Source organism: Ruminococcus sp. (genome assembly GCF_019417665.1).
Taxonomy (GTDB): domain Bacteria; phylum Bacillota; class Clostridia; order Oscillospirales; family Ruminococcaceae; genus Ruminococcus_C.
Window position 1 is genome coordinate 3883 of record NZ_DXUU01000037.1, and the last position, 26722, is coordinate 30604.

The window sequence follows — 26722 nt, forward strand, 5'->3', positions numbered from 1 at the left end:
GAAGCATCATAGAGAAATTCACGAAGCATCATAGAGAAATTCACGAAGCATCATAGAGAAATTCACGAAGCATCATATTTTATATTGACAATATTATGATGGCACAGTAATATATAAATATCAATACAGAAAGGACTTGATAAAATGCCAAAAAGGAAAAAGTTACCTGTAGTGCCTGATTATGTTGGGCTTGGTGAGGTAGAAAAACTAATCGTACAGAAATCCAACCCTTTGCAATCGTTAGCAAAGACTGAACTTACTTTGCCAGAGCTAAAGATTCTTGATGTGTACTTATCGAGGATAGATAGTCACGATCCAGAGAAAAGAACTGTTGTAATTGAAAAAGGGGAACTTGAGCAAGTTCTAGGTGTTTCCAGAATCTTAAAACAGCAACTTAAAGAGAGACTCCGCAATCTGTTTCAAGTTGTAGAGGTTGAAGATGATACAAAGCCAGATGGATTTAAACTAGTTTCGTTATTTGAAGAAGCTGAAGCTGTGCCAGATAACGAAGGTTTATGGAGAATCACCCTGACATGCACAGTATCAGCAAGAGAATACATTTTTAACATTGAAAATATAGGTTATCTAAAGTATCGGTTAAAAAATGTGATTGAGTTAAAATCACGTTATAGCTATGTACTGTATCTCTATCTGGAAAACAATAGTTTTCGAAAAACGTGGGAGATTGAGTTGGGCGAGCTAAAAGAGCTAATGAAGTGTACAGCAAATACATATAAAGCCTTTTTTAGATTTAATGGTCTTATACTTAGCAAATGCCATCAAGAAATCAATGAAAAAACCGACTGCAAATTTGACTATGAGCCAGTGAAAAGAGGACGTGCCATAGTTGCAATACGCTTTACTATAAAGACATTAAAACAATTGGCAGTTGAAGATGTGGCGAATCTTCCAGAAGCTCAAAACGTGCCAGATAATCGCCCACTATGGGAAAGTGCCTTGAAGGAATGGAAATTATCTCCAGAAAAGCTTGATGAGCTTGCTGCATTATTGGAAATTATACCAAAAAGTAAGTTACCAGAAGCTGATGATGTTGAGCACGCAAAGTACAAATACATTGCCTTAAAAGCCGCAGAAATCAAACGCAGAAGCCAAGAAAAGAGAATAAGCAACCGTTTCGCATACCTCAAAAAAATGATTGATGCCGACATCCAGAAAATACAGAATGCCACCGATCCAAAATCGAATACTTATGTTCCGACAGGTACGCAAGCTTTTAGGAACTATACCGAGCGTGATCCTGCTGCTAACGCAGAAAAGTATAGTAAGAAAATCTATGACCAGTACAAGCAGCAGCAATAAAATTATCACGCAATATTCATTAACAAAAATCAATCAACTTATATGTTTCTTAATCAAGCAGTTCGTAAAATCACGCTTATACGAACCAAAGTGCACCATTTCCAGTGCGCTTGTGTAAAATCATTGCCAAAACATGGCAAAATTGTACAAACAACAACTTCAATTCATTTTTCGGCTGTATCAAAATAATATTGAGACGTTATCTTTTTCCAAAGTCCCCTAACAAGCTAAAAAATCAAGATTCCCTAAACCCTCGCAGGTATCTTGATCAGAGAGGCAACCCTCGCGTTTTCCCCTCGATGCTCCCCTTTACACCTATGCATCCGCAGCTATACAGTAAAGAGTGTAAAAACAGAGAGAGATGAGATCTTTTTGAATTATCAAGCAATAATTGACCGTGTACAAAAAGAACAAGGGTAAACGCTCAATAGTGGGTATACCCACTATTGAGCGTTTACGAACAAGATGTTTCAATTGTATTTTCAGATGATGAAAAATGGTTATCCACTATCACATTTGAGTATTGCTCACCGGATGAGCTTTACAATTATCTAACTGAACAGTTCTAGCGTAAAAATTAGGCATATAAATTATTATAGTTGATGTCCAAGAATACATGCTCAATAGTGGTTATAACCACTATTGAGCATGTATTTCATGTATTACAAAAATTTGATAGCTACAGTCTTAACTATTTATAGTAACCTATAATTATCACTTACAAGTAATCTACTTTGTGTTAAGAAAACAATTGACGGAATTGCGGTTTGTATGTTATAAATAAATCAGACAGTTTTGCGGAAATAAAATTATTTTAAGAAAGAGGTGGTTACAATGTTTTTTTATTTGATATTTTAGGTATTATTATTGTAAGGAGGTATAACTTATGCAGAATAAAAATATTATAGTAGGACTATTTTCAATGCTTGTTGTAGTAATATTCGGTATTGGCTATAGTTATGCAGATGATGTGTATAATTATGAATCGGTGATATCTACAAGTGACTGGTCAAACATGAATCATGCAGAACGTGTTGAAAAACTATCTATTCCAAATGAATATATTCAAAATATGACTACCACAGAATTATTGAATTCTGTATTAGCCTATCCGTATTTTAGTGATATGCTATTTTATGATAACATGCAAGAAGGTTTTTATGCTGTAAAGGAACATTTTAATGGATTGCAAGAATTATTAGCTAGAGCCGATAGAGGAGAAGTACTTTTAAGTGAATACAAAGTACTCACAGCTATGCATACTGCAAGAACATTAAATAATGCAGATTATTTTAAATTATTATTTTTAGAAACAATATTAGCACAGCCAGAAATGGCATCTATATCTGCAGAACAACAAAATGAAATTTCTACATTGGTTGATCAAAATTATCAATTAGAACTTGAAGCTCCTAATTTTTTTAGCGAATCGGCATATTATGAAATATTAGCAAATCAACAGGGTATAGATTTACAAAGTTATAGCTCATATGTAACTACTCCACGAGGATCTAAAGTTTCGGTTACTATATCAAGTTCATCTGATTCTGATGCAGCCCTTGCATCTAATGCATATTTCGTAGATTATATTCATACATATTACCCAGGAGCATCAATTGTGGCAGCTGCATCGGATTGGTACAACTGTCATGGATTTGCATGGGCACAAAGTACATTTGTTTGGATGAATGATCCTTCAGCATATTGGAATGATGGAAGTTATTCTTTAAAAGCGCAAGGACAGCCAACAGCAGTAGGACAAAAGGTGACATATGGTGGAACTACGCATAGTGGGATTGTAATTGGATTATCAGGAAATTGTATTCGTTCAAAATGGGGAAGAATGAATTTAGTAGATCATAGTGTTACGAACTGTCCATATTATTATGCTCCGGTTATAGTAAGTTATTATAATTAAAGGTGTTATTTTATGATAATGGCATATTGGAAATTTATAATTTTTATGGCATTGTTTGCCAGCAACGCAAATGAATTGGCGAATTGGCAGCTAACTGTTCCCGCAAAAGAACACATATCTTCCTATCAAATTGTAAGCGATAATTGGAAGATACATTATTCAATCAACGGTAATGAATATCAATATTATTTAAAACTCACACAAGATGATGAATCTCAAAAAAAGTTGGAAGAAAAAACATTTGTGATTCTCTCAAATACTAAGGATCTTACTTATCAAGCGGTTTTTGATTCTTTGATTTCTTCTCAGTATAAAAATAGCAATGAAGTTTTTTATTGGCTGGGATACGAGTAGCATAGTAAATGCTCAATAGTGGACATCTACTGTTGAGCATTTTTTTACTTTCCAAAAACGCTAATTGCCCAGTTGAGTACTGCCCTCTAATAGCAGTTATTCTGTTGTAAAGGAGAACGACGATGATACTCTATCCATGCGGAGTTTGAATACGCTTTGCATACACTGCAGAAATATACATCCCAACAAGCACACAAGCTTTTATGAAACTGTTATAAGTTAGAGAAACAAGTTTCCACAAATCATACAGTTAGACCCTCGTTTTCCCCTCGATACTCCCCTTTCCATCTTGCTACCGAAACTTTCTATGTATGCTTTCTTCGTTTTATATGTATCACAATATTTTTGATACATTATTGTCTCCTACTGAGATCAGCCTACATTCAAGCTGATCTCAGAAAAAAAGTTATCAAAATCTGCCCTTGTGATGTAGCCGATCAACCCTTGTGACTTAATCTCAACCCATTCTTCTCCAATAGCTTTAACCTGCACTGCCCTTCCATCCATCACATATTTTGCCATCTGCTGATACTCTGCATCATATACTGGCACTCTATTGCTGCACAAATACCAGTCTGCTGTATTTACTTCCTCAACAGTCCTTTGCAATGCTTCTTTTTCCTTCATGGTCTTACTATTGCATGTGCCACATACCAGTATCACACCGATCAGCACGATACAAAGGCAAGCTGCCTTGACACCGATCTGCCTTGACAAACACTTGTTGTCCTTCTCAAGCTGCTTGTTTCTTTCTCTGATGTCAGAAATCAAGCTGTTCGTCTTCTTCTCGTTCAAGCTTACGTTTTCTCGCAGCTGTTTTAACTCTTCCTGTGCTTCGTTCATCTTCAAACGATATTGTTCCGCTTGCTCCGTGGCTTCTAAGCATTGAGTATTGCTTTCGGATAGCTTCTGCTTGTAACTCTCTATCTTTGTCTGCATCTCTTCCAGCTGATTCATCATTTGTTCTTGCAGCTCCAAACTGTAGTCGTTCATGTTCTTCTTCCTCCTCTTTCTTTCGCATCGTCGCTAGTCTTGTAAAGAGTGTCTGTTGCCTTGTTAACGTGTCCAGTTGGCTGTTGGCTTCCGCAATACTTCGATTGATTTCACACCTCTCAGCTGCCTTTCCTTGCTTTTCCATTTGCCTTGCAACATATCCCTCATGCACGGTCGGGATTCGCTCTATTTCCTGTCGTTCAAGGCTTCTGTGGTCGATCTGATGCTCCTGTTCGAGATAATGGTTACACTGGTTTGCCCAGCGTTTTCGCCACTCCTCAACCTTTTCTGGTTTGTTCCAGTCGTTGGCTTCTACCGTGACTCTTTCCCATATCTTGCGCCCTCTCGCACCTATTTTCTGCTTTCCTGTTGCAGGATCTATTTGCGGTATCTTCTGTCCATGTTCATCCAGGGCATACGCTTTCTTCTCTTTCTTTCCCCACTGTCCATCGGATTCTATCGGTCTGGTCGTTCCAAGGATATGCGCATGATGGTTGCCTTCTTTCCAGTGGATATTCGCATCCACACACATACCTTCAACCGTCAGGCTTTGCGCAAAGGCTCGAACAAGCTGCTTACTCTGCTCAAGAGTCAGCTCGTTAGGCAGTGCCACTTCCCATTCTCTCGCCAATCGTGCATTGCTTTGCTTCTCAATTTTCTCAACTGCATTCCACAATACTTCTCGATTATGATATTCCTCCGGTGCATTCTCGCAGAGAAATATTTCCGAATATGCAACCTCTGATTTATTCGTGTAGTTATGTATCAATCCCGTTTCTTGATCTTCCAACTTTTCACCTGCACGATAAGCCGAAGCTGCTACGACAGATCTGCCACCGCTTCGACTTATATTTTTAATTGAACAATGATATATTGCCATACTGTTATATTCTCCTTTCGCACATTTTGATGTTGTCATTTTGTTGAGGAGCGAAGCTTAAACCCTCGGAGAGCGCACTGTTAAGCAGATATACTTGCGTAGCAAGTGTGTCTGTAAGTGCGCCCTTAGTAAACTAAGGGATGCTATAAACTGAATATATCACGCTATGGATTTTCTTTCAAGCATATGTTATTATTAAATTAACTAACGTGAAAGAAAGGAAAAATAAAATATGGCTGAACAAAAATCATCTGAAGAGAGAATCGCTGAACTTGATAAGCGCATTGAACAAATCAAAGCGCAAAAGAAAGCGATCATTCAACGTGAAAAACAAGCTGAACGTAAAGCAAGAACCAAACGACTCATTGAAATTGGTGGTGCTGCTGAATCCGTTCTTGGACGACCGTTTCAAGAAGGCGATTTGCAAAAATTTATCAACTTCTTAAAGCAACAGGAAATCCGCGGAAACTATTACTCAAAGGCGATGAACAGTTCTACAGACAAGTGAGAAAAATTTCCCCGTTGACCCGTCATAGTCATGTGTAATCGAGGTTAATCTCTTCAAAATCGTCGTGTGTCAGTAGTTTGTATCATAATTGTTTCGATACATCCATTGACAAGTCACCAGATCCATGATATAGTTTTTTGTATTATAATTATTTTGATACAGTTCAAATGAGGAGGAAATAAAATGGCAAGAGAAACCCAGAAAGAAAAAATCGCACGACTAGAAACAGAATTGGCACAAGCAATCAACCAACGTGATGCCGCAATAGCCGATGCATTAGCTTCAAACAGCAAACTTAACGCAAAGCATGATGTTAGCGACTCTCCGATGTATCAGAACCTGCTTCAGGATCGTGACCAGTGGAAAAGGATTGCCAAGAACAGGCAGGATCAGATCAGAAAGAATGAGTTGCGATATGATGAGCTGCTTACCATGTACAAGGATCTTGAACAACAGCTGAAAGAATCGCAAGCAATGCTTGTAGAATTACAAACAGACAAGGAAACAGCGTTGAAAGCTGAGAAGAATCCGTTTGGTGCAGGAAGAAAACGTGCATACACAGCTCTACTTGATCAAATCAAAACGCTGCATGAACAGGGCATGAGCGTAAGGAAGATAGGCACAGAGTTAAACATCCCATCTGCCACCGTTGCAAGGTATCTCAAAGGTGTATCAGAATAATTGCAATACGCTTTTGAGATGCAAATTAGGATTTTTTCATGCAACCGCATAATGTAAATTGCTCTGTAACCGCCTAGAATACCTTTTAAATCAATTTTAGTATCTTATCTATACAATTTAGCATTAGATGTTCTAAAATGTCTTAAAACGCATTTTAGAACGTTCTAATGACATGTACATGCATAACCATGCCATTAACTGATAATGTTTGACCCTTTTTGACATTTATGTTATACTTATGCGGCTACCACCCCCAATACAGGTAGAGAAAGGGGGTGATCAGTCATGTTCGAATTGATAACATCTTTTTTACTCTCCGTTTTGGCGAGTGTAGTTGCCTACTACGTTTGCAAATGGTTGGACGGAGAAAACTAGGCGGTAGCCAACCTTAGGAATAAGCCACCTACTCTACAAACGGCATAGAAAAACCCCAGTGTTGCAGCACTGGGGTTTTTTGTTTGCGATCAGTCATGAACGCGATAACATCTTTTGCCTAATGGCATTATAGCATATGCGATTTATAAAATCAAGTATACGGTAAAATTATCCTTCTCCATTGATTACGTTTTTTGTGTTCAGTGGTGCCGCGTCAGCGGCAGGATCGCCACGACGGGAACCCATGGGGCAGTGGGTCGGGCGATCCAACGTAACAAGAGATAATCTTTCGGGTTGTATAAAGCCATCTTTGAGAATCATTTTTTTTGATTGAATTGCCAATTTTTTTCGGTTGCTCGCGCGCACGCGCTCGCGCGATAGATAGCACTAATCTATTTCTATCTATTTCTCTTTTATTTATATATTATATTATATATATTAGATAATATTTATATGATTTAAATATATATGGATGAAATTTTATTTTTTCTCTCGTTAGAGAGTGGCACTGTGACGAATCTTGGATGAGGAACAGGGACATTGCTCGATGCAATCGGACTGCACGTCAGTGTTGATGAGTGTGAAAGGAAAACTAAAACATTACAGCAATACTACAAGTTATATTTTATAAATCAGCAGAATTTTTGTTTTGCCTTATAGTAATAGTACATTGTATTCCCTTTGATTTCCTTTTTTTCTTTCTTAACTTCTTCGACAGATTGCCTTAAAACGTCCATGGTTTTTAAAAAAGCTTTTATCCCTGCAGCAGTCAATCCCACTTTTGCTCCTGCCTTCAAAAATGCTTCTAATATACTAAAAACATCAAAGATGTGGCTACTAGTTGTAATAGTAGCTGCTAAGCCCGTTCCCAAAAACGCCAACTTTCTTCGTTCTTCTTCATCATGCAGGACTCGTTTTCCAAAATTTTTCAGAACACTTGTTTCACTAGATAACTCATTAAGTTCATTAATTCTCGGAATCACTTCTGTGTCATATAGCTTTATACATTCATAACAGAAGTCATCATCCCATGGCATAGAATTGATTTCTTCTGCAAATTTATAGATTGCAATTCTAAAATTGTCTAATGGAACTCGCATGTCTTTTTTGAAATCTAGAATTTCATCAACCGATGCACTTTCTAGTGTAGGCAAAGTAGAAAGAATATTATGTGCAACTCCAGCATGTCGAATCATTTCTTTATCCATTTTACTAAAATCCAAAATTTTGGCATCAGTTACACTACTGATTACATTAGCACTAATGCTATCAAATAGAGGAAATGCCTTTCTATGTTTTATTGTTCCTAAAAGATTCGCAAAATACCCACCAGTTAACTCTTCTATGCTAAATCCATTATATGAATAATCATATATATCAATAATGTCGTTATCTACTAAACTTTGAATAGTGTCAATTCCATGGCTGTTTGTTAACTTCCGATAAATTCCATTAAGTTGATCCATAAACTCATTTTCAAATATTTTGAACTTCTGTTGTGCAATTATTTCATTCCTTGTGCGACGTTTCTTTTTCCTCAGCGATGGTAAAAGAAGACAAATTTTTTCTTGAACATCTTCTAGTTGAGCCACTAATTTTATAGTTTTATCAGTTTCAAATGATTTTAGCAATGAAATCAAATTGCTTATGATTACTTCAAAATCATTTGCACCTGTCAAACATTTTGGAAGATAATTGAAAATTGCGTATTCAGCCATTCCAATCAATTCAATTTCATCTGCATACAGTAATGAGCTTTTTATTAGACGTAAATCTTCTTCAAATTCCATGTTGCTTGATGCTGTTCCAATAATAAATTTCATATAATTTCCCTTCTCATTGGAGCACAAAATCTAAATTATACGTATCAAATTAAATTGCAAACTAAAAATATAATCCATTTATATCCCAAGGTTCTAATGTCCATTCTCCATTGTTTCTCCATGGAAAAGCAGTTTTCCCTTTTTCATTCTCATAACAAGAACCTAATGTCAGCTGCTCTGAATGCAATTTTTCATTTACTTTCCAATTTACTGACACTACTATTTTAGCCCTAGAACATGCCTGTTCTTCAACTTCAATTAGTTCAAAAGATACAAATTCCTTTCTTTCAAACATTTCCTTACATTTTATTATTTCTGTACCTTTCTTACGAAATACCTTTTTTAATGTTTTCGATAGATAACCATAATTTTTAGATTTCCATTCAGCAAACATATTGACAATAGGAACTAAGTAGGGATATTCAGAACAATCATCGATTTTCGGAGTTTTAGGCACATCAATTCCAACTGTAACTATTCTCTTTTTCCAAGATTCTATACATTCCTTATCCACACTGTTTTCTTGGATTTGATTGATTACATCTAAAAATGTAACTGGTTTAGTTTCTTCTTTATATTTTTCCTGCCTTTTCAATTCAGTTTCTTTCATTTTCATCCAATTTGCAACAGCAAACAACAAGGAAACACATTTACACGAAACGTACTCATTTGCATAATTCAGATCTTTTCCATGTAAAATTCCATTTCTATACGGAATACGGATTTCATCACGGCAAATTTCTCCTCTACTTTTAGTTACAATTTTTTGGATCTTAGACAAAGACTCATTACATCCTACGAGACAATCCCAAGCTGTTGTATCTGTATCTTTACAAAAAAAGCCGTGTTCTTTTGTAAATTCATTAACTGCACCATCTATATGAATCAAGAAGTCCTGAACGCTTTCTTTATAATTCCCTGCAAAATGATTTTCAAATGCAGAACGAATATAATCAAACCTATTTGTTAAAGTCCCGACTTTTAGTTGAAAAAAACGTTTTTTTATTTCTTCTGGATCCTTATAGAAAGCTATTAAAACTCTTTCTCCAGCATCCAGACCATCTTCTTCATAAGCCTTATTTGCATTTTCTACTAAAGATAAACTCATCCAATCATACATACACCATGCTTGTTCAGTAAAATGAAGATAGAAATTTTCAAGCATTTCCTTAGTATTATCTAATTCTTTTTTCAACTCATTTATTTGTTTCTTTTGTTCTGAAGATAAGAACGGAGAAAGAATCTCCATATCTTTTATTTCTTTTTCAATTTTTCTGATTGATTTCCAATTCTCAAACATAGAATCTCCTTATACTTTTATTTTACCAACGCCTGATACCGTTTCATCAACTCCGCCACGCATTCGCTCTCTGTGATTTTCCGGTCGAAGCCATAGGCAGCCATGACGGCGAAATCATTTGCCTGATGTGCCTTGCGGAGTTCCGGCGGCATGGTGGTTTCATCGTAGAGATCAGCGAGAGAGCAGTCGGGATAAAGTGCCCTTGCATCTAAGATCGCCTGAGCGGTTTTCTCGATCTTTGCTTTTTGTTTGGGGGTTGGGGTGCACCAGGGAAAGTTGTTGTAGACGATGTCTTTTGAGTAACGGTAATCACTTTTTAACCTTCCAGCAATTGTACGCATCCAAGCCATGTGTACGTTTGAGGTAAGTACACCAAAATGATACAATTCTGCCTCTGGTATAATGACAGCTGAATTAGTTGGAATCGTATCATCTTCAAGAAAGCCTAATGGTATATATCTTCTGTTTTCTGATGATGTTGCAGGTACAATAATATATGTACTTGGATTTTTAGTTTCTCTAAATAAAGTTGGAGTATCAGCAAGTTTTTGTCTATCAGGAGCACCATTTAATCTATCTTGCCTGCAAGCTTCAACTCGTTTCATAACTTCCGGCATTTTTCTGAGTTCTGCTGGACTTACTCCAACGAGCCACAAACAATACCTATCCTTATTATTGATGTATTCAGCCGCACCTGTTAATTTCTTTATATACTTTTTAGCATTAGGTTCTTTTCTTATGAATTCACTATAATCTTCTGCCTCAATGATTAGATTCCCACCATCAGCCGGTCTATTTCCAGTCGTCATAACTGGGACACTACAGATTGGCTTTTTATTGCTGGAAATAAAAACATTAGGTGCTTCAATCAAATAGGCATTGATATTCTTACATTTCTTTTCAGTACCATTATCAAAAAGCCGTTTATCCGCAGAATTATCCGCAATACTAAATCCTACAATGACACAATGCACATGGGCTTTCAGGCTTGCTTCGCTATCCCACCGAAAAGTACGGTGAGCAAAGTCAATATGAATTCCAAAGCGATCATAAAGCGGTTTCCAAACGCCTGCAACTTGTTCACCTTGTGTAATGCTGTTTGTTGAAACAAAGGCAGTACGGATATTGGTATTCTGCATAAGCTGTGCAGCCTTAAAATACCAACCAGCAACATAATCAATTTTACCTGCGGTCTTGTAAGGCTTGCCCTTTTCATCAATGTAAATGGATAAGATGTCAGATTTTTGTTCTTTCGACTGCAAAGAATATCCCACAAACGGCGGATTTCCCATGATATAATTCAGCTTTTCTTTCGGCACAACGCTTTCCCAGTCGATCCGCAGAGCATTGCCCTCCACGATATTTGCATAGGATTTCAGCGGCAGAAAATCCAGATTGATCTGCATCAGTTTTTCTGTTTCCTGCATCATCTGGCTTTCTGCGATCCACAGGGCTGTTTTCGCAACTGTCACTGCAAAATCGTTGATCTCAATGCCGTAAAACTGATTGATTCCGACCTTTATCGGTACAAAATCATTAAGAGTTCCTTGCCCATGGTATTCCTCATATAGTGCATCATTTTCCAAGCATCGCAGCGAGATATAGGTTTCCGTGAGAAAATTTCCGCTGCCTGCGGCTGGGTCTAAAAACGTGATTTGAGACAGCTTTTCACGGTATTCCTGCAATCTCTGTACCCTGGTTTTCGCCACTTTCAAGGCTTTGATCTCTTCCAGTTCTGCTTTTAAGTCGTCGAGAAAAAGCGGGTCAATGACCTTGTGGATATTTTCCAGGCTGGTGTAGTGCATCCCGCCGGAACGTCTTGTTTCCGGATTCAAAGTGGATTCAAACACAGCCCCGAAAATCGTTGGCGAGATCTCCGACCAGTCAAACCCTGCACTCGCCTTGTTGACCAACAGATCCACGATCTCTTCTGTAAAGCGAGGGATCTCGATGTTTTCGTCTGCAAACAGTCCGCCGTTCACATAGGGAAATGCGGCAAGGTCGTCCTCCATGTAAGGGTCACGGTCTTCCGGCTTTGTGTCCAGTACCTGAAACAATTCTATCAATGCTTTTCGTACATCTTTCGGAGGGAACTGCTTGAGATAGTTCCCGAACATCTCATGCCGTCCGAAAATTCCGGCATCTTCTGCGTACAGACAAAACACCAGCCGGACACAGAGCATATTCAAGCTTTTCAGCGTCTCCTCAGACTCCGGATTCTTGTACTGTTTCAGAATCGCATCATATAGCTTCCCGACCAGATCGCCGGCTTTGAGAGAGATCTCCATCTCTTTTTTTAGATTCTCGTTCCCCGTGTCCACAAGGAATTGTAAGCGATAGTATTCTTTCGGCAGATCTTTCAAGAGGATCTGTTCCGGTTCGCCATTCGGCTTGTTCATATCATAAATCAGAAACTCCGAAAAATTGCAGGTAATGACCCAGCGAGGGTGCTTATCCACCGGCAGTTCCATAATGTACCGTTTTGCCTGCTGAAACGGATTCAAAAATGTTCCATCTGACTGCTTGATCGCTTTGCGTAGATCTTTGCCCAGACTTTTCTGCTCGATCATGACTTTGGTGCTTTCAATGTAGCCATCGATGAAGCCTGTGCTTTTGTCGAGATGCACCTGGTCTTCAAAGCTGATGAAGTGTGTGGCATTCTCTACGCCGTAGACGTTCTGCAACAGGTCGATCCAAAACTTCTGCGACTGCCCTTTTTCATATCCCTTGTCTTTCCAATACGCAGCAAATTCCTTTGCGGCTTTTTTCTGCTGTTTTTCTGTAATGTTCATCGTTGTGCCTTTCTTTCGCATAAACTATATTTATTTTAGCATATTTCACTAATATTTTCAAGTCCTTTTTAGAAATGTAAATCGCAAAACAGCAGATGCCTAACATTGATTTTGTAGACGTCTGCTGTTGCTTTTATTTACGAAGTTCTTTTGATTGTCACCATTCTTCAGTGATGATATGTTTGCAAAAGTTATTTAGATACTATTTGTTAAAAAGTCTAGAAAAAAATTGATCGAATATTTTTTCAAATAAGATGGTTGATACAAAAGCTACAATTGAGCTCGTAAAAGAGACTAGCTTTGCGACAATATTTTGATGTGAATAAAATTTACACATTATAATATAAACTAAGAAACCAATCGCTAATGCCATTACAATTGCAATTATTAGTTTCTTTTGATTCTGTTTTCTTTTAATTTCTTGGTATTCAGATTCTTGTGCAAATTTTTCTTTTATCTTTACAATGTCCTTTTTCCAATCTTCATCTAGCCATTTCATAATTCCATTTCCGGGTCTTATTCCTAAATCAGCTAATTTTTCTACATGACCACCAGAGTTTGAATTGACTGTTTCATGTCGTAATTTCGTTCGGAGTTTATATAATGCCAAGGATATAAATGTATCACCGACATTTAAAGAAATTGGATTATCTGTTGGATTTTGAAGTAATACCATTAAATGTCCACAGTACAAAGGTCCTATCATTGTTGAAGAAAAAACAATTCCTTTTGCAACAACTCCTACTTTTGCATGAAATGTTCCTCCAAATTTACTATTTAAAGCAATCACCTCCTCTGTATATACAACTGTTGTTGTATGTGGCACTAAGGTAATAATATTTTTATTACAAGCGAGTGAAGCTTGATTGTATTGTCTCGTTCCATTTTTGGAGGGCTTTAATGTCCAAGCTTTATCGCTAAGCTTAAGATTTATTGAGTTTTCTTTTATATTATCTCTTGTAAAAGGCACGATGTATATACCCTTGCCTATATATTTTTCTATATCAATTTTACTTAGCAAATAATCTCCCCCTATTTATATAGTAATTTCATTCAAATCATTGCTTACTATTTTCAGTAAACAAAGTTATACTTTTTGTAAGCCATGTCTATTTTAACACATTTCACTAATATTTTCAAGTCTTTTTAGAAATATAAATCGTAAAACAGCAGATGCCTACCAATGATCTCATAGACGTCTGCTGTCACTTTTGCTTATGAAGTTCTTTTGATTGTCGCCGCATTTAAGCTGATTATTCTTGTACCGACTTTTTCGGAAAGCAAATCATATTGCACAAATTCTTTTTCTGCATTTTGTACAATGTGCCTATTTCTCGAAAAAAACGCACTCATTTTTCCCATTTTCCCATTTTTCCCGCAAGAGAGGGGTACCCCAAAAATGCTACGCACTTTAACTTGGTCACGATCAAATCCGCTTTGAACTCCCGAAAAATCAGGCAGAATTTGTAAAAGAAAAACCACGTAATCACGCTATATAACGTGATTACGTGGTTTTCGTAACCTTTCCGATTACGTGTTTTTATGTGGTGGAGGCGAGGGGAATCGAACCCCTGTCCGAAAACAAATCCACACAACTTTCTACGAGCGTAGTTTATCTACCTTAGTTCCCACACACAACCGCCGATAAACAGGCTGTTATATGCGGTAGGTCAGATACATTTCTGCGGTGTGACCATGCCGCCGAAACGTTCACCACTGCATCATGCCGCAGCGCAGGCCGTGGTCCTCCTGCGGGCGACAGTAGCTGACTTAAGCAGCTACCTGCAGGCTCTTGTTAAAGCTTACAGTAAAGTTCTTTTTAGCGTTTAATTTTAAACGTGCCGCTGTTTAAAGAGATGCAGCAACCTCTGCTCGCTTATCGTACTTCATCATCCCCGTCGAAACCGTTACGCCCCCATTTTCTTTTAATTATGCATAGCAAAGTATTCTCTTATGCAGCTTATGTGTTCATTTCCTTTATTGCACGTCGAATCTGACGCTGAGCATCCTGTTTTGCCGCTGTCTGCCGCTTGTCATATAGCTTCTTACCCTTGCACAATCCCACCTCAACCTTAACTCTGGAATCCTTAAAATAAAGTGACAGTGGAACCAATGTCAAGCCGTCCTGCTTCACCTTTCCGAACATCCGGTCAATCTCCCGATGATGCATCAAAAGCTTTCTGACACGAAGGGGATCTGTACGGAACAAACCATCTTTCTCATAAGGAGAAATGTGCACCCCCTTTATAAAAAGTTCGCCGTTCGAGATATCGCACCAGGCATCCTTCAGATTAACATGTCCCAAACGGATGGATTTCACTTCATTTCCTTGAAGTGCAATCCCTGCTTCATATCGTTCCAGAATGAAGTATTCATGCCGTGCCTGACGATTGTCACAGATTTGTTTCATTCCTTTTGTACGCACGAATATTCACTCCTTTTTCATGAACCTGTAGAATGAATTTTATTATAACATAGAATTGCTGTTTTGTCAAGGACCTTTTTAATTGGAATTTACGGTTTTTTTTTAATTGGAATTTACGGTTTTTGTTTATTTCTCGTCGATTCTTCCCCATGATAAATAATACGTAAATAAAACAATAATTCCCGTAAATTCCTGATGAAAAAAGCGGCTTAAAACATTGACATTTCCCTATTCTTATTGTATAATCTTATGTTGTAGTACTTTTTATCTCTAATAAGTCGAGATCGGACGTATTTGTCAGACTTCGCAGAAAGGAATTATTTGGGATGCATCAAAAAGAAAATCATGAAAAAAGCGGATTTGGATCCAGGCTGGGATTTATTCTGGCAGCAGCTGGATCAGCAGTCGGATTGGGAAATATTTGGCGATTTCCCTATCTTGCAGCAAAATATGGCGGCGGTATTTTTCTGCTGGTATATCTGATATTTGCCGTAACTTTCGGTTTTGCTCTGATGATAACGGAAATCTCCATCGGTCGTCGCACCGGCAAGAGTGTTATCCATGCCTATACTGCAATGGACAAACACTTTGCGCCCCTTGGTTGGCTTGCCGGTGCCATTCCAGTAATCATCTTACCGTATTACTGTGTAATCGGCGGCTGGGTATTGAAATATCTTACTACCTTCGCAGCAGGTTCTGGACATCAAGCGGCAGACAGCGGCGATTTCTTCACCGGATTTATCGGACAAGCCGGTATGCCGACCTTATTTTTTGGAATCTTTATTCTACTTACTGGCATAGTTGTCATGCTGGGTGTACAGAAAGGAATTGAAAAAGTCAGTAAGATTTTAATGCCTGTGCTGTTTCTGCTGATCGTAGGCATTGGCATTTATACCTTGACTTTGCCAGGAGCCATCGACGGTCTAATTTATTATGTCAAGCCGGATTTTTCTGAATTTTCCATTAAAACCGTTATTGCTGCTATGGGACAGCTGTTCTATTCTATGTCTCTTGCCATGGGCATCATGATTACATATGGCTCATATATGCGCAAGGAAGATAACATTGAGCGTTCTGTGCGCCAGATCGAAATATTCGACACAGCGGTGGCTTTTTTAGCCGGAATGATTATTGTCCCAGCGGTATTTGTCTTTTCTGGCGGCGACAAGAGCGCATTAAATGCGGGGCCGAGCCTGATGTTTATCACATTGCCCAATGTATTTGATTCCATGGCAGGCGGTCAGATCGTGGGCGCTGTATTTTTCATTCTGGTGGCACTGGCGGCACTCACTTCGTCCATTTCTCTTATGGAAACAGTTGTTTCTATGATCAGTGAACGTTTTAAGCTGAAACGAATTCCAAGTTGTCTGATCGTTATGGGAGTTTCTTTTTTAATCGGCCTGCTTTCGATTTTCGGCTATAGTATCTGGTCTAACTTCACTATCTTCAAAATGCAGATCCTGGACTTCTTCGATTTCATCAGCAATAATATTATGATGCCCATCGTTGCACTTCTGACCTGTATTCTGGTTGGCTTTGTCGTAAAGACAAAATACGTGGAAGATGAAGTGGAACTGAATGCGAAATTCAAATCCAGACAGCTGTACCGCATCATGGTCAAGTATGTCTGCCCGATTTGTATGCTGGTGATCCTGTTTTCTTCCCTGTTTATTACGCTGTAAGGAACCATACAAGAAAATCATACAAAGATCCCGGTAGGAATGACTTCCTATCGGGACTTTTTGTAAACCAAAATTGACATTTTGTGTTGCAATCAGATGGTTGCATCTTTTCCTTCTATCCTGTATAATAGAAACCGAGGTGAAAGCAATGAATTCTACAAATTTAAAGAAACTGCGGAAATCCGCAAGACTGACCCAGGAAGCAGTAGCAGAACGATTGAATGTTTCCCGGCAGTCTGTTGCAAAATGGGAAAGCGGCGAATCGCTCCCGGATATTGACAACTGCATTGCCCTCGCACGGCTCTATAATGTAACTCTGGATGATCTGGTCACTTATGCCAAGAACCCCGATCAGGAAAAAGGACCTGCTGGAAAGCATATTTTCGGCGTGGCAAAAATCAATGAAAAAGGACAGATCACCCTACCACAAAAGGCGTGTCAAGTGTTTGATCTGAAACCCGGTGACAAGTTGTTGCTATTGGGAGATGAGACACAAGGCATTGCCATGTGTAAGTTAAACCGATTTTTCACCTTTACATCTACCGTAATGGAAATGATCCAGAAGGAAGAACAGGAAAATGGGGGAAACACAGGAGGAGAAGATGAACGCAATTGAAACACAGCACCTGGAAAAGCAATATCAGCATGTGCCAGCAGTACAAGATCTGTCACTGCAAGTGACAGACGGTGAGATTCTTTCTCTGCTAGGCATGAACGGCGCCGGGAAAACTACGACCATAAAAATGCTTTCCTGTTTGATAAAACCTACGTCCGGGGATGCTCTAGTATACGGTAAAAGTATTCTTTCTCAGCCGGAAGAAGTGAAATCAATGATCAGCATTTCTCCTCAGGAGAATTCCTTTGCCCGGAATCTGACCGTAGAGGAAAATTTACGTTTTATGTGCGGTATATATGGACTATCCAAAAGTCGGACAGCGGAAAACGTGAAAAGAATCACCCAGCAATTATCCCTGCAAAGTGTTTTGCAGCAGCGTGCAGGAAAGCTGTCCGGCGGCTGGCAGAAGCGGCTCAGTATTGCCATGGCGCTTGCCACAGAACCAAAACTGCTGTTTCTGGATGAACCTACCCTGGGACTGGATGTCATGGCGAGACGGGAACTCTGGCGGGTTATCGAGTCTCTAAAAGGCACCATGACCATTATCATCACCACGCACTATCTGGAGGAGTCGGAGCATCTCGCCGATCACATTGCTATTATGGAAAAAGGAAATCTGAAAGCATATGGAACGCTGGAAACATTGCAGCAACAGACTGGAAAGGAGAAGCTGGAGGATATTTTTCTGGCAGTATCAGAAAAAATGGGAGGTGCTTTATGAGAGCTTTTTATTTTGCAGGCAGAAATTGCAGGGAGCTGATCCGTGATCCCCTGAGCTGGGTGTTCTGTCTGGGATTTCCCCTTGTGATGCTGCTTCTGATGACAGTGATCAATCAGAGTATTCCGGCAGAAGTTGGCATGATACTTTTTGAAATACAGAATCTAGCACCGGGTATTATGATCTTTGGGTATACATTTATTATGTTGTTCACTAGCTTGCTGATCTCTGGCGATCGCAAGGATGCATTTTTGATGCGGCTGTATACTTCGCCCATGCGTTCTGCGGATTTTATTCTGGGTTATCTTTTGCCCATGGTGCTTTTAGCTCTTGGACAGGCAGCGGTGACCTGCCTCACCTCCCTGCTTCTGAGTGCAGCTCAGAGTGAGACACTGCATCTTGCAGGTATGGCAATGTCTGTGCTGTTTTCCTTGCCTGCAATTCTCATGTTTGTGGGATTTGGCATATTGTTTGGCACGCTGCTTTCAAAAAATGCAGCACCTGGCATTACATCCGTTATCATTTGTTTTTCCGGTATGCTGGGCGGCATTTGGATGGACGTGGAATCCATCGGCGGTACATTGAAGAAAATATGCGCCGCACTCCCCTTTTTTCATGCAGTCAAAGCTGCACGTCTTGCTTATGCCGGCAATTATTTTGACAGTATGCAGGAAACAGGGATCGTGCTGATCTGGGCGATTGTGATCGTAGGAATTTCTATTGCATTATTTCGCAGAAAAATGCGGGCATAATAAAAAGGCGATCAAATGTTTTTTCACGTTTGACCGCCTTTATTATTTGCTATTCTGCTTCAAATTATCCTTCCCAGGTATCCGAAAAAATAGCTTGCCCATTTGTCTGAATGACATCCCGATAGAAATAACCGGAATCCTTGATGGTACGCTCCTGCGTCTGATAGTCCACATGCACCAGACCGAACCGTTTATCATAACCGTCCGCCCATTCGAAATTGTCCATGATCGACCAGTACATATAACCCATAATTTCTGCGCCATCCTCTGCACTGCGACACAATTCCCGGAGATAGCGCTTCATGAAGTCGATACGGTGTGCATCGTGTACTCTGCCGTCCAGATGCACCCAGTCATGCCCTGCCATACCGTTTTCGCTAAGCAATACCGGCTTTTTATAACGTTCGTATAGGAATTTTGGGCTCCAGTAGAGTACCTCTGGTGTTACCGGCCATCCCATCTGTGTTCTGGGGCAGCCAAGATAAGCATTTTCGGCATAGCCATAGACATTTTCTGTCGCCTTGCTCTCATAGATGTTTACACCATAAAAGTTCACCGGCTGTGAGATGATCTCCATATCGCCCGGCAGGATCTCCGGCATATCTGCACCCAGCACGTCATATGCCTCCTGAGGGTATTTGCCGAAGAAAATGGGATCTGCCCACCAGGAGAGCTCAAAGGGAAACCGATCCCGTGTGACAGCGAAGCTCTTGCGGCGTGCTTCTTCGATCGCCTCTGGTGTATTATCTGTGGGTGTACAGCACGGTGTAGCAAATGCAAAACCGATCACCGGCTTTTTCTTGGCATATTTCCGGATGACCTGAACAGCCTTTCCGTGAGACAGCAGTACGTTATGTGTCATACGGGTCAGGTCACAAGGCAAATGCTTCTCAAAGGGGGCAAATTTGCCAATGGCATAACCGCAGCCAATGAATACCTGGGGCTCATTGATGGTCATCCAGTATTTCACACGATCAGAAAGTGCATCTACTACAACCTTTGCGTATTCTGCAAACCAATCCGAAGATTCCCGGTTCAGCCAGCCGCCTTTCTGGTGCAGTGCCAGTGGATAATCCCAATGGAACAGCGTCACCAGCGGTTCGATGCCGTTCGCCAGCAGTTCATCCACCAAGTCGGAATAAAATTGCAAGCCCTTTTCGTTGATTTTTCCTGTGCCTTCCGGAAGAATACGTGTCCAGTTGATGGAGAAACGGTAGTTTTTAATGCCCATCTCCCGCATCATTTTTACATCTTCTCGGAAATGGTGATAATGGTCACATGCCACATTGCCATTTTCACTATGGGCAACACGATTTCCCTCCTGGCAATAGGCATCCCAAATGTTTAATCCTTTGCCATCCTCTAAATATGCGCCTTCTATCTGATAGGCAGCAGAGGCAGTTCCCCATAAAAAGTTTTCTGCGAATTTCATATACAAAACCTCCTTGAAATGGTTGACAGATTTCCTGTTCTGTGTTATATTATATCTGTAATATTCCACAAAATCTAGTACTATATCCGCATATTCTTGCATTTTTTCTACTTTTTTCAAAGGGGATGATAAAATGGAAAAACAGCGACTGCTAGAGATGCGAAAACATGGAACGCCTATGTTTCCCATAGAATGTTTTGTGACAAATGCAGAAGGCGATCGTCTTCTCGTGCAGCTGCATTGGCATAAAAATATAGAAATCATGCAGCTGTTTTCTGGTACAGCGGAAGTAATGATTGGTACGGAGACTTTTTTGGGTTTTGCGGGAGATATTTTTGTGATCAACCAAGAAGAACTGCATCGCATTGCATCCAGTGACCCGACATTGTCTTATGGTACGCTGATCTTTCCAATGGAATCCCTTTCCTTTGCGGCAAACGATAGTGCCCAGACATATCTAGAACCGTTGATCCGGAATACTATGCGGTTTCCGGTGCGTATCACTAAGCCTGAACAAGTGGAAATCATCAGTGGTATCCTAACACAGATCTTGTACACCATGGAACAGAAAGAAGTCGGCTATGAGCTCACTGTGAAGGTCTATCTATTACAAATTATCTCAGAACTGATTCGGCAACGGCAACTGATCACTGTACAACAGTGTCTCAGTCAGAAAAGTGAGCGGCTCAAGCAGATCATAGAGTACATCCGCAAAAATTACTCGACACAGCTTACGATCGCTGCTATGGCGGATGAATTTCATATGTCAGAAAAATATTTTTCCCGGTATTTTCGCAATGCTACTGGACAAAATTTTACTGCATATCTGAATACAATTCGGATCAAGCAGGTTTGTACACTGCTGCGTGAGACAGACCGTACTGTTTTGGAAATCGCATTTGAGTGTGGCTATGAAAACGTCAGCTATTTCAATCGGGTGTTTCGCAGTCAGATGGGCATTTCTCCGCTGCAATACCGGAACACTTCAGATTATATTCAGTAATACGTGGAAGAAGGAGTCTGAAAAAATGAAGCATCCTCATATTTGTTTTGGTATCTCATTTTTGATTTTATTCGGCATTGAGGTGATGATCGCACTATTTGTGCACGACAGTTTAATCCGTCCGTATCTGGGAGATGTCATTGTCATGTCTGTATTGTATTGCTTTCTGCGCATGGTGCTTCCTATTCATATATGGAAAAAGCTGCACAACCATCGTTGCTCCTGGTGGATCGTGATCTTATTTGGATTTGCTGTTGTGGTAGAGATTTTGCAGGGCATACATATTGTAGAGCTTTTAGGCTTGTCCGGCAGTGCTGCGGCAAGTACGATTATCGGGACATCTTTCGATTGGGGCGACATACTATGCTATCTTTCTGGATGCACTGTGCTGTGTGAATTGGAGTTTGCTGAGTTTTATTGGTTTCGAGTATCAGATGGCCAGTGAATTATGAAGGATAGATTCACGCAGAAGAACAAAGAAGTAATAGAACGGTTCAAGATGGAGTCTGCCAGCGAAGTTGGCGTAACTCTGAAGCAGGGTTATAACGGTGTCCTAACTGCACGTGAGGCTGGTTCTATCGGTGGTCAGATGATCAAAACGATGATTCCAGAACAACAATTTAAGTTTGATAGGAATTTTGTTAGAAACGCTGATCACAAATTGGAGATTACATACAACCTGCACTTTTCTTGACAATTCCGTTCTGGAACATTCCCATGTTTCGGCAAGCGGATTCATACCGCAGTCTTTGCCGAATTCACTCTGCAAACGTTCACCGCCCCATAGATAATCTTTTCCAACAGGTTTAAGTAAAAATGGAATTGTTTTTTGGCTGAATTTATAAAGACCTCACTCGCTCTCAAATTTGTTTCAGGAATGGAGAAGCGGCTATTCCCGATTCTGTAAACAATGATGCTTCTCCAAAGTTATACCACGCATAGCGAAGTGCACATGGATATTCTATACTTTCAGATTCTGCACAAATCAGATCGTTCTCTATCACATTCACCTGCGCTGGAACAAATTTACCGTCTGCGCCGGCAATTTCAAAGGGATTCTGACTTGTCTGGTGTAAAGTCAGCTTATCCGGAACATTGCAAAATGAGATATACAGTTTCTTTTCGTCAGAATAGACATAATCAGCTGTGGGCGTTACTGCACCATTGTTTCCATATACCATGCTTTCTGCAAGGACAGCAAGACGTTCACCAGGCGTTTTCTTGTTAAGTGGATGAATATTGTCAAATTCTCCGCAGTCTTCTAAGCCCACAAATAGATGTATCTGCCAGGGAGTGTCATCATTGAGTTGAAGCGGAAACGGCTGATTCTTCTGTTTGCACCGGATTTCACAAAGCTGTAGCCTGCGGCATTGTTCGAGATTATCGCACCGTATTCCGGCGAGCTGAGATAGTTGACCCAAGGTGCAGGTGTATCGGGTCTTGTTATAACATATTCCTTGTTTTTAAGAGCCTGTTTAGTATCTTGTTGTGCATGGATTTTTGAGTGAATTTTCGCTGATTTCAAGGCGAAAATTCGCAGGCGGGCTGTCGCCCGGCAAGAATTTTTAACGCAGAAAGCAGTAAAATTCACCGAAAAGACATGTGCGAAAAGATGCTGAACAGGCTCTAAGGTCAAAATGTCCGTAATTCATAAATCATTCTCTTACACAGCAGTACCCGACACAACGGCATACTTGCTTTCATACATTTCCTTCAGCTTTTTTACGGAGTTATACTGTTCACCGATACAGAACTCTTTTGACCATGTCATATAATACGCCCATGGTGTATGTGACTGCTCCAGCAAATGAATATCAGGCATATACCCGAGTTCTGCAAGAGCCGCCACTTTATTCCCAGAGGTTGCCTTGATAAGCTCGCAGTAATCCTCATGATAATCTGTCTGAGCATATTCCGTCAGGTAAATATCCACAGAAACAACATCAACGTATTCATCACCCGGATATCCTTCCGGAAGGCGGCAGTTCCATACCCACAGCAGATTATCAAGATGATGTACATTGGTATAGTAATCATACATCAGCTTGTATAATTCTCTTGCAGTTTCCGGACCTTTTGCACCCCACCAGAACCAGTCACCGTCCGATTCATGAAACGGCCTCCATAAAATCGGTATGTCTGCATCACGAAACAGCTTCAGCTGCTCCGCAATTACGTCTATGTCATGGAAAAACGCCCTGCGTTCCGGTGTGCCCTCAATGAGTACACGGGTGGCATCAAAATCAGTATTTACAGCATAAAAACTCTTGTCATGTCCGCCGATGGGAGAAAACCAGTGAAAGGAAAATGTTAGTACTCCATCTGATTCCTTTGCCCACTTCATGGCAGTTTCAAGAGTATGCTGATTTTCATAAACCTCTATCAGACAAGGCCCATCTGCATTTTCATAATTGATATTCGGAGAATAGGAAAGCAATTCAAAGCCACGCAGTTTTGGCTCTTTCCCTGTCATTTCTCTGATATATGAAATTTCTTCCATAGGATTAGTCTGTGTATGCTGACCTGTGATGATAGCCTTTCCGGCTGTATCGGACAGGTAGTTTAAAAGCTCTTTTGCTTTTTTTGTTGCATTTTTGTTAGCAGTATTTTGCATTTAGTCCTCCTTTTATGATGCCTGTGACAGACGCTGAATCATCTCCATGCACATTCTCCCGTTATGATACGGACATTTCCATGGATGAACAAGCGCCTGCTTCGGGTCTGGTTTATTATCTGCCGGAACGCATTCTATCCATTCTCCGCTGTCTGGGTCTACCACGCTGCTACGGATAAATTCCCAGATTTCTTCTGCCGCCTGAAGATACTCTTTCTTCTGCGGCTGTTTTTGATACGCATTGTAAAAACCAACCACAGACTCTGCCTGCACCCACCAGATTTTTCTACTGTCAATCTTATTTCCTTCACGTTCATTGTTCAGACCATGCTGTGTTTTATCAAAAGCGTTACGATATGCAGCTTCTGCCAGTCCGTTTGTAATGGGCAGCATTTCCTTTTTATAAGCCGCATCGTCAAGAACACTGCATCCATGGTCAATAAGCCATGCGGTTTCAATATCGTGTCCATAGGATTCCAGATCAATAAGTGAGTGGTAATCGCTGTCAAAGAAAACTTCGCAAATCTTTTTCTCGGGGTTATATACCTTCTTCTGAAACAGTTTCAGAATCCAGCGGATCGAGTCACCGACAGCATAAAACGTATCTGCCTTATAAAGCTCGGAATAAGCTTCAAGGACATGGAGAAGAGTGTTCATGGTGCGCTCTGCAAGAACGCCGTTTTCTGAAAGCTTTTCGTTTGACGAGGGTGTGAAATCACGGCGGAATGCTTCCAGATATCCGTTTTCATCTCTGCACTTTTCCTCAATTACACGGTAAAGCACATAAGTCATGTTCAGTGCGTCCTTTTTTCTGCTTGCCTGATAATATGCTGAAAGAGCGTAGATGGCAAAGGACTGATTGTACGTATGTTTCGTATCATCACATACAGTCCCGTCGTAGTTTACCGACCAGTAAACACCGCCATACTGACTGTCAAAACAAAAGTCTGTAAGAAATTTGTATGCATGGTCAGCCATTTCAAGCAGTTCAGGTTTTTTCAGCAGCTGATATGCTGTAGAGTAAAACCAAAGAATTCTGCTGTTAAGAATAACTCCCTTTACGCTTCTTGCATCAGGCTTACCGTCGCTGCCGACGTAACCGTAAAAACCGCCGTTTTCTTCGTCCTTCAGTTTATTCCAGAACGGAATGAGATTTTTTTCAAGATGTTCCTTAAATACTTTTGCTTCCATAATCAGAATTTCCTTTCAATATAATGATTTTGTCTGATTACAGTTCAAGCCGGCTTCTGTAACTTTGATGATTACATGATACACCATTTTGTCTTTTATTTCTATGAAAAATGAAAGAAAAAATTGTACAAATCTATTTTTGCTATTGACGTTCTTTTCATCTGATGGTAAAATAAAAGTAGGAGGGATGTACAATGCAGCTGTTTGAATACATAGATATGCCAAATCAGCCATATGATATTTTTTACACAGATTCAGTGGATTCACAGCTCCACTGGCATTATTACAGCGAAGTGCTCTATATAACAAAGGGTACAGTTACAATAACCTGCAACAATAAAAATGCGGTTCTTGAAGAGGGTGATTTGTGCTACATTTATCCCTTACAGCTTCATACCGTTTCAAAAGCAAATGACAATGCAACGGAATATGCTGTATTAAAATTCGATGTTCATACAATTAACATTCCGCAGGCATATCTATCAAAGTTTTATGACATTTTTATCAGAAGAAGCCGTGAAGAAGATTTCTGTATTATTTTAAAGAATACCTGTATTGAAAAGACGAAAATGAACTCACTCATTCAGCATATCGTAAACGAATTTCAGGAAGAGAATGCGTTTTATGCTTTGCAGATACAGGCTGACATTTATACATTGCTTATAGAAATTGCAAGAAAAATCAAAAAGGAAAATAAGCATGAAGACAAAAAGCGTACAGATACAGATTTTTCTTTTTATCACATTCTGGAGTATATCGACTCACATTCGGGAGAACAGCTTGAAATCCAGAAGCTTGCTGATATGTGCCACATGAGCTATTCTCATTTTGCAAAGCTTTTCAGAGAAAACTACGGGCGCTCATGCAAAGAGTATATCACATATATTCGTCTGAACAAAGCTCAGGATCTGCTGCTGCATACAGATTATGATTTAAATTACATTGCCCTTGAAACGGGTTTTTTCGATTGCAGTCATTTTATTAGAACATACAAAAAATGGCGTGGTATTACGCCTAAGCAGGAACGGATGAAAAAGCATTTGTGATTGATGTAATGTATTAAAAAAGAAAGAGTATCATTCTCCGTTTTTGGAAATTGGCACTCTTTAACTTTGCATTAAACAGGTCTGAATCGTCCAATGTAAATTACCCTGCCATTCTTCTCTCTTCAAGCTGGCGCTGAATGTACTCGGTTATTGCTTTTGTATTCTTTCAAACAGTGTCAACATAATCCTCCCTGCAACGCTATTTCTTCGAGCGATTGTTGTCAAGTTTTATTGTACCATATCATTTTGTTTCTCGCCAAGCTCTGCCACCTCCTTTCCGAACTGCTCATAAGCTGCGG

General features: G+C 39.8%; 24 protein-coding genes, 1 other RNA gene and 1 pseudogene. 13 read left to right on the forward strand and 13 right to left on the reverse strand.

What is annotated here, in order from left to right:
- The first annotated feature begins 144 nt into the window (after positions 1 to 144).
- The 3 genes from QZ375_RS09955 (at position 145) to QZ375_RS09965 (ending at position 3592) form a co-directional block, all read left to right on the forward strand.
- Positions 145 to 1320, forward strand: a complete 1176-nt coding sequence (locus QZ375_RS09955; protein WP_295218544.1) for a replication initiation protein — start codon at positions 145 to 147, stop codon at positions 1318 to 1320.
- A gap of 886 nt (positions 1321 to 2206) precedes the next feature.
- Positions 2207 to 3238 (forward strand): hypothetical protein, encoded by a 1032-nt coding sequence (locus QZ375_RS09960; protein WP_295218546.1) that lies wholly within the window; start codon positions 2207 to 2209, stop codon positions 3236 to 3238.
- Between the two features lie 12 nt (positions 3239 to 3250).
- On the forward strand, positions 3251 to 3592 hold the full coding sequence (locus QZ375_RS09965; RefSeq protein WP_295218549.1) for a hypothetical protein: 342 nt from the start codon (positions 3251 to 3253) through the stop codon (positions 3590 to 3592).
- A gap of 372 nt (positions 3593 to 3964) precedes the next feature.
- On the opposite strand, the gene QZ375_RS09970 is transcribed toward QZ375_RS09965, so the two are convergent.
- Positions 3965 to 4309: a hypothetical protein gene (locus QZ375_RS09970; RefSeq protein WP_295218551.1), complete on the reverse strand. Its 345-nt coding sequence runs from the start codon at positions 4307 to 4309 to the stop codon at positions 3965 to 3967.
- Positions 4310 to 4352: 43 nt separating this feature from the next.
- Positions 4353 to 5465, reverse strand: a complete 1113-nt coding sequence (gene mobQ / locus QZ375_RS09975; RefSeq protein ID WP_295218554.1) for a MobQ family relaxase — start codon at positions 5463 to 5465, stop codon at positions 4353 to 4355.
- Positions 5466 to 5697: 232 nt separating this feature from the next.
- On the opposite strand from mobQ, the gene QZ375_RS09980 reads away from it, so the two are divergent.
- Together QZ375_RS09980 and QZ375_RS09985 are read left to right on the forward strand one after the other, a co-directional pair.
- Positions 5698 to 5973, forward strand: coding sequence for a relaxasome subunit MobC (locus tag QZ375_RS09980; protein ID WP_295218556.1), 276 nt, complete (start codon positions 5698 to 5700; stop codon positions 5971 to 5973).
- Positions 5974 to 6156: 183 nt separating this feature from the next.
- Positions 6157 to 6654: a helix-turn-helix domain-containing protein gene (locus QZ375_RS09985; protein ID WP_295218560.1), complete on the forward strand. Its 498-nt coding sequence runs from the start codon at positions 6157 to 6159 to the stop codon at positions 6652 to 6654.
- Between the two features lie 1007 nt (positions 6655 to 7661).
- Here QZ375_RS09985 and QZ375_RS09990 read toward each other — a convergent pair.
- The 6 genes from QZ375_RS09990 to smpB all read right to left on the reverse strand — a co-directional run bounded on the left by QZ375_RS09990 (position 7662) and on the right by smpB (position 15354).
- The gene (locus tag QZ375_RS09990) at positions 7662 to 8852 is read right to left on the reverse strand and encodes a hypothetical protein (RefSeq protein ID WP_295218564.1); all 1191 of its coding nucleotides are present in this window, start codon (positions 8850 to 8852) and stop codon (positions 7662 to 7664) included.
- Between the two features lie 61 nt (positions 8853 to 8913).
- Entirely contained in the window at positions 8914 to 10152 is a 1239-nt protein-coding gene (locus QZ375_RS09995; RefSeq protein WP_295218566.1) for a hypothetical protein, read from the reverse strand.
- Positions 10153 to 10169: 17 nt separating this feature from the next.
- Positions 10170 to 12944: a DNA methyltransferase gene (locus QZ375_RS10000; protein ID WP_365728829.1), complete on the reverse strand. Its 2775-nt coding sequence runs from the start codon at positions 12942 to 12944 to the stop codon at positions 10170 to 10172.
- Positions 12945 to 13146: 202 nt separating this feature from the next.
- Complete coding sequence (locus QZ375_RS10005) at positions 13147 to 13965, reverse strand: hypothetical protein (RefSeq protein ID WP_295218569.1); 819 nt, start codon at positions 13963 to 13965, stop codon at positions 13147 to 13149.
- 524 nt (positions 13966 to 14489) lie between these two features.
- Positions 14490 to 14861: a transfer-messenger RNA gene (gene ssrA, locus QZ375_RS10010) on the reverse strand.
- A 43-nt stretch (positions 14862 to 14904) separates the two neighbouring features.
- Positions 14905 to 15354, reverse strand: a complete 450-nt coding sequence (smpB, locus tag QZ375_RS10015; protein ID WP_295218606.1) for an SsrA-binding protein SmpB — start codon at positions 15352 to 15354, stop codon at positions 14905 to 14907.
- A 341-nt stretch (positions 15355 to 15695) separates the two neighbouring features.
- Between smpB and QZ375_RS10020 the strand changes: the two genes are divergently transcribed.
- From QZ375_RS10020 to QZ375_RS10035, 4 genes are all read left to right on the forward strand, one after another.
- Positions 15696 to 17051 (forward strand): sodium-dependent transporter, encoded by a 1356-nt coding sequence (locus tag QZ375_RS10020; RefSeq protein WP_295218572.1) that lies wholly within the window; start codon positions 15696 to 15698, stop codon positions 17049 to 17051.
- Positions 17052 to 17199: 148 nt separating this feature from the next.
- Entirely contained in the window at positions 17200 to 17667 is a 468-nt protein-coding gene (locus QZ375_RS10025) for a helix-turn-helix domain-containing protein (RefSeq protein ID WP_295218574.1), read from the forward strand.
- Positions 17654 to 18388, forward strand: a complete 735-nt coding sequence (locus QZ375_RS10030; protein WP_295218577.1) for an ABC transporter ATP-binding protein — start codon at positions 17654 to 17656, stop codon at positions 18386 to 18388. The genes QZ375_RS10025 and QZ375_RS10030 overlap by 14 nt, the downstream gene beginning before the upstream one ends.
- On the forward strand, positions 18385 to 19137 hold the full coding sequence (locus tag QZ375_RS10035; protein WP_295218580.1) for an ABC transporter permease: 753 nt from the start codon (positions 18385 to 18387) through the stop codon (positions 19135 to 19137). The genes QZ375_RS10030 and QZ375_RS10035 overlap by 4 nt, the downstream gene beginning before the upstream one ends.
- 64 nt (positions 19138 to 19201) lie before the next feature.
- On the opposite strand, the gene QZ375_RS10040 is transcribed toward QZ375_RS10035, so the two are convergent.
- Entirely contained in the window at positions 19202 to 20569 is a 1368-nt protein-coding gene (locus QZ375_RS10040; protein WP_295218582.1) for a GH1 family beta-glucosidase, read from the reverse strand.
- A gap of 133 nt (positions 20570 to 20702) precedes the next feature.
- On the opposite strand from QZ375_RS10040, the gene QZ375_RS10045 reads away from it, so the two are divergent.
- The 3 genes from QZ375_RS10045 to QZ375_RS10055 are packed head-to-tail and all read left to right on the forward strand — an operon-like array spanning position 20703 to position 22266.
- The gene (locus QZ375_RS10045; protein ID WP_295218585.1) at positions 20703 to 21572 is read left to right on the forward strand and encodes an AraC family transcriptional regulator; all 870 of its coding nucleotides are present in this window, start codon (positions 20703 to 20705) and stop codon (positions 21570 to 21572) included.
- A 25-nt stretch (positions 21573 to 21597) separates the two neighbouring features.
- Positions 21598 to 22017, forward strand: coding sequence for a DUF2809 domain-containing protein (locus QZ375_RS10050; protein ID WP_295218587.1), 420 nt, complete (start codon positions 21598 to 21600; stop codon positions 22015 to 22017).
- A 3-nt stretch (positions 22018 to 22020) separates the two neighbouring features.
- On the forward strand, positions 22021 to 22266 hold the full coding sequence (locus QZ375_RS10055) for an alpha/beta-type small acid-soluble spore protein (RefSeq protein WP_295218589.1): 246 nt from the start codon (positions 22021 to 22023) through the stop codon (positions 22264 to 22266).
- A gap of 166 nt (positions 22267 to 22432) precedes the next feature.
- On the opposite strand, the gene QZ375_RS10065 is transcribed toward QZ375_RS10055, so the two are convergent.
- From QZ375_RS10065 to QZ375_RS10080, 4 genes and pseudogenes are all read right to left on the reverse strand, one after another.
- Complete coding sequence (locus QZ375_RS10065) at positions 22433 to 22843, reverse strand: hypothetical protein (RefSeq protein WP_295218592.1); 411 nt, start codon at positions 22841 to 22843, stop codon at positions 22433 to 22435.
- Positions 22843 to 23070: pseudogene (locus QZ375_RS10070) on the reverse strand (hypothetical protein); the annotation flags it as partial. The gene QZ375_RS10065 and the pseudogene QZ375_RS10070, both read right to left, overlap by 1 nt.
- Positions 23071 to 23235: 165 nt before the next feature.
- A complete protein-coding gene (locus tag QZ375_RS10075; RefSeq protein WP_295218595.1) occupies positions 23236 to 24186 on the reverse strand; it encodes a glycosyl hydrolase in 951 nt (316 codons plus the stop codon).
- A 12-nt stretch (positions 24187 to 24198) separates the two neighbouring features.
- A complete protein-coding gene (locus QZ375_RS10080) occupies positions 24199 to 25377 on the reverse strand; it encodes an AGE family epimerase/isomerase (protein WP_295218598.1) in 1179 nt (392 codons plus the stop codon).
- Positions 25378 to 25571: 194 nt separating this feature from the next.
- Between QZ375_RS10080 and QZ375_RS10085 the strand changes: the two genes are divergently transcribed.
- Positions 25572 to 26423, forward strand: a complete 852-nt coding sequence (locus QZ375_RS10085) for an AraC family transcriptional regulator (protein WP_295218600.1) — start codon at positions 25572 to 25574, stop codon at positions 26421 to 26423.
- Positions 26424 to 26722: the final 299 nt, after the last annotated feature.

Bases quoted from the DNA above. Each gene is read 5' to 3' on its own strand.
- QZ375_RS10030 (WP_295218577.1), top strand. From the start codon at position 17,654: ATGAACGCAATTGAAACACAGCACCTGGAAAAGCAATATCAGCATGTG.
- QZ375_RS09985 (WP_295218560.1), top strand. From the start codon at position 6,157: ATGGCAAGAGAAACCCAGAAAGAAAAAATCGCACGACTAGAAACAGAA.
- QZ375_RS10075 (WP_295218595.1), bottom strand. From the start codon at position 24,186: ATGCAAAATACTGCTAACAAAAATGCAACAAAAAAAGCAAAAGAGCTT.
- QZ375_RS09955 (WP_295218544.1), top strand. From the start codon at position 145: ATGCCAAAAAGGAAAAAGTTACCTGTAGTGCCTGATTATGTTGGGCTT.
- QZ375_RS10045 (WP_295218585.1), top strand. From the start codon at position 20,703: ATGGAAAAACAGCGACTGCTAGAGATGCGAAAACATGGAACGCCTATG.
- QZ375_RS10035 (WP_295218580.1), top strand. From the start codon at position 18,385: ATGAGAGCTTTTTATTTTGCAGGCAGAAATTGCAGGGAGCTGATCCGT.
- mobQ (WP_295218554.1), bottom strand. From the start codon at position 5,465: ATGGCAATATATCATTGTTCAATTAAAAATATAAGTCGAAGCGGTGGC.
- QZ375_RS10055 (WP_295218589.1), top strand. From the start codon at position 22,021: ATGAAGGATAGATTCACGCAGAAGAACAAAGAAGTAATAGAACGGTTC.
- QZ375_RS10025 (WP_295218574.1), top strand. From the start codon at position 17,200: ATGAATTCTACAAATTTAAAGAAACTGCGGAAATCCGCAAGACTGACC.
- QZ375_RS10050 (WP_295218587.1), top strand. From the start codon at position 21,598: ATGAAGCATCCTCATATTTGTTTTGGTATCTCATTTTTGATTTTATTC.
- QZ375_RS10040 (WP_295218582.1), bottom strand. From the start codon at position 20,569: ATGAAATTCGCAGAAAACTTTTTATGGGGAACTGCCTCTGCTGCCTAT.
- QZ375_RS10080 (WP_295218598.1), bottom strand. From the start codon at position 25,377: ATGGAAGCAAAAGTATTTAAGGAACATCTTGAAAAAAATCTCATTCCG.
- QZ375_RS10000 (WP_365728829.1), bottom strand. From the start codon at position 12,944: ATGAACATTACAGAAAAACAGCAGAAAAAAGCCGCAAAGGAATTTGCT.
- QZ375_RS09990 (WP_295218564.1), bottom strand. From the start codon at position 8,852: ATGAAATTTATTATTGGAACAGCATCAAGCAACATGGAATTTGAAGAA.
- smpB (WP_295218606.1), bottom strand. From the start codon at position 15,354: ATGAAACAAATCTGTGACAATCGTCAGGCACGGCATGAATACTTCATT.
- QZ375_RS10020 (WP_295218572.1), top strand. From the start codon at position 15,696: ATGCATCAAAAAGAAAATCATGAAAAAAGCGGATTTGGATCCAGGCTG.
- QZ375_RS09995 (WP_295218566.1), bottom strand. From the start codon at position 10,152: ATGTTTGAGAATTGGAAATCAATCAGAAAAATTGAAAAAGAAATAAAA.
- QZ375_RS09965 (WP_295218549.1), top strand. From the start codon at position 3,251: ATGATAATGGCATATTGGAAATTTATAATTTTTATGGCATTGTTTGCC.
- QZ375_RS09960 (WP_295218546.1), top strand. From the start codon at position 2,207: ATGCAGAATAAAAATATTATAGTAGGACTATTTTCAATGCTTGTTGTA.
- QZ375_RS10085 (WP_295218600.1), top strand. From the start codon at position 25,572: ATGCAGCTGTTTGAATACATAGATATGCCAAATCAGCCATATGATATT.
- QZ375_RS09980 (WP_295218556.1), top strand. From the start codon at position 5,698: ATGGCTGAACAAAAATCATCTGAAGAGAGAATCGCTGAACTTGATAAG.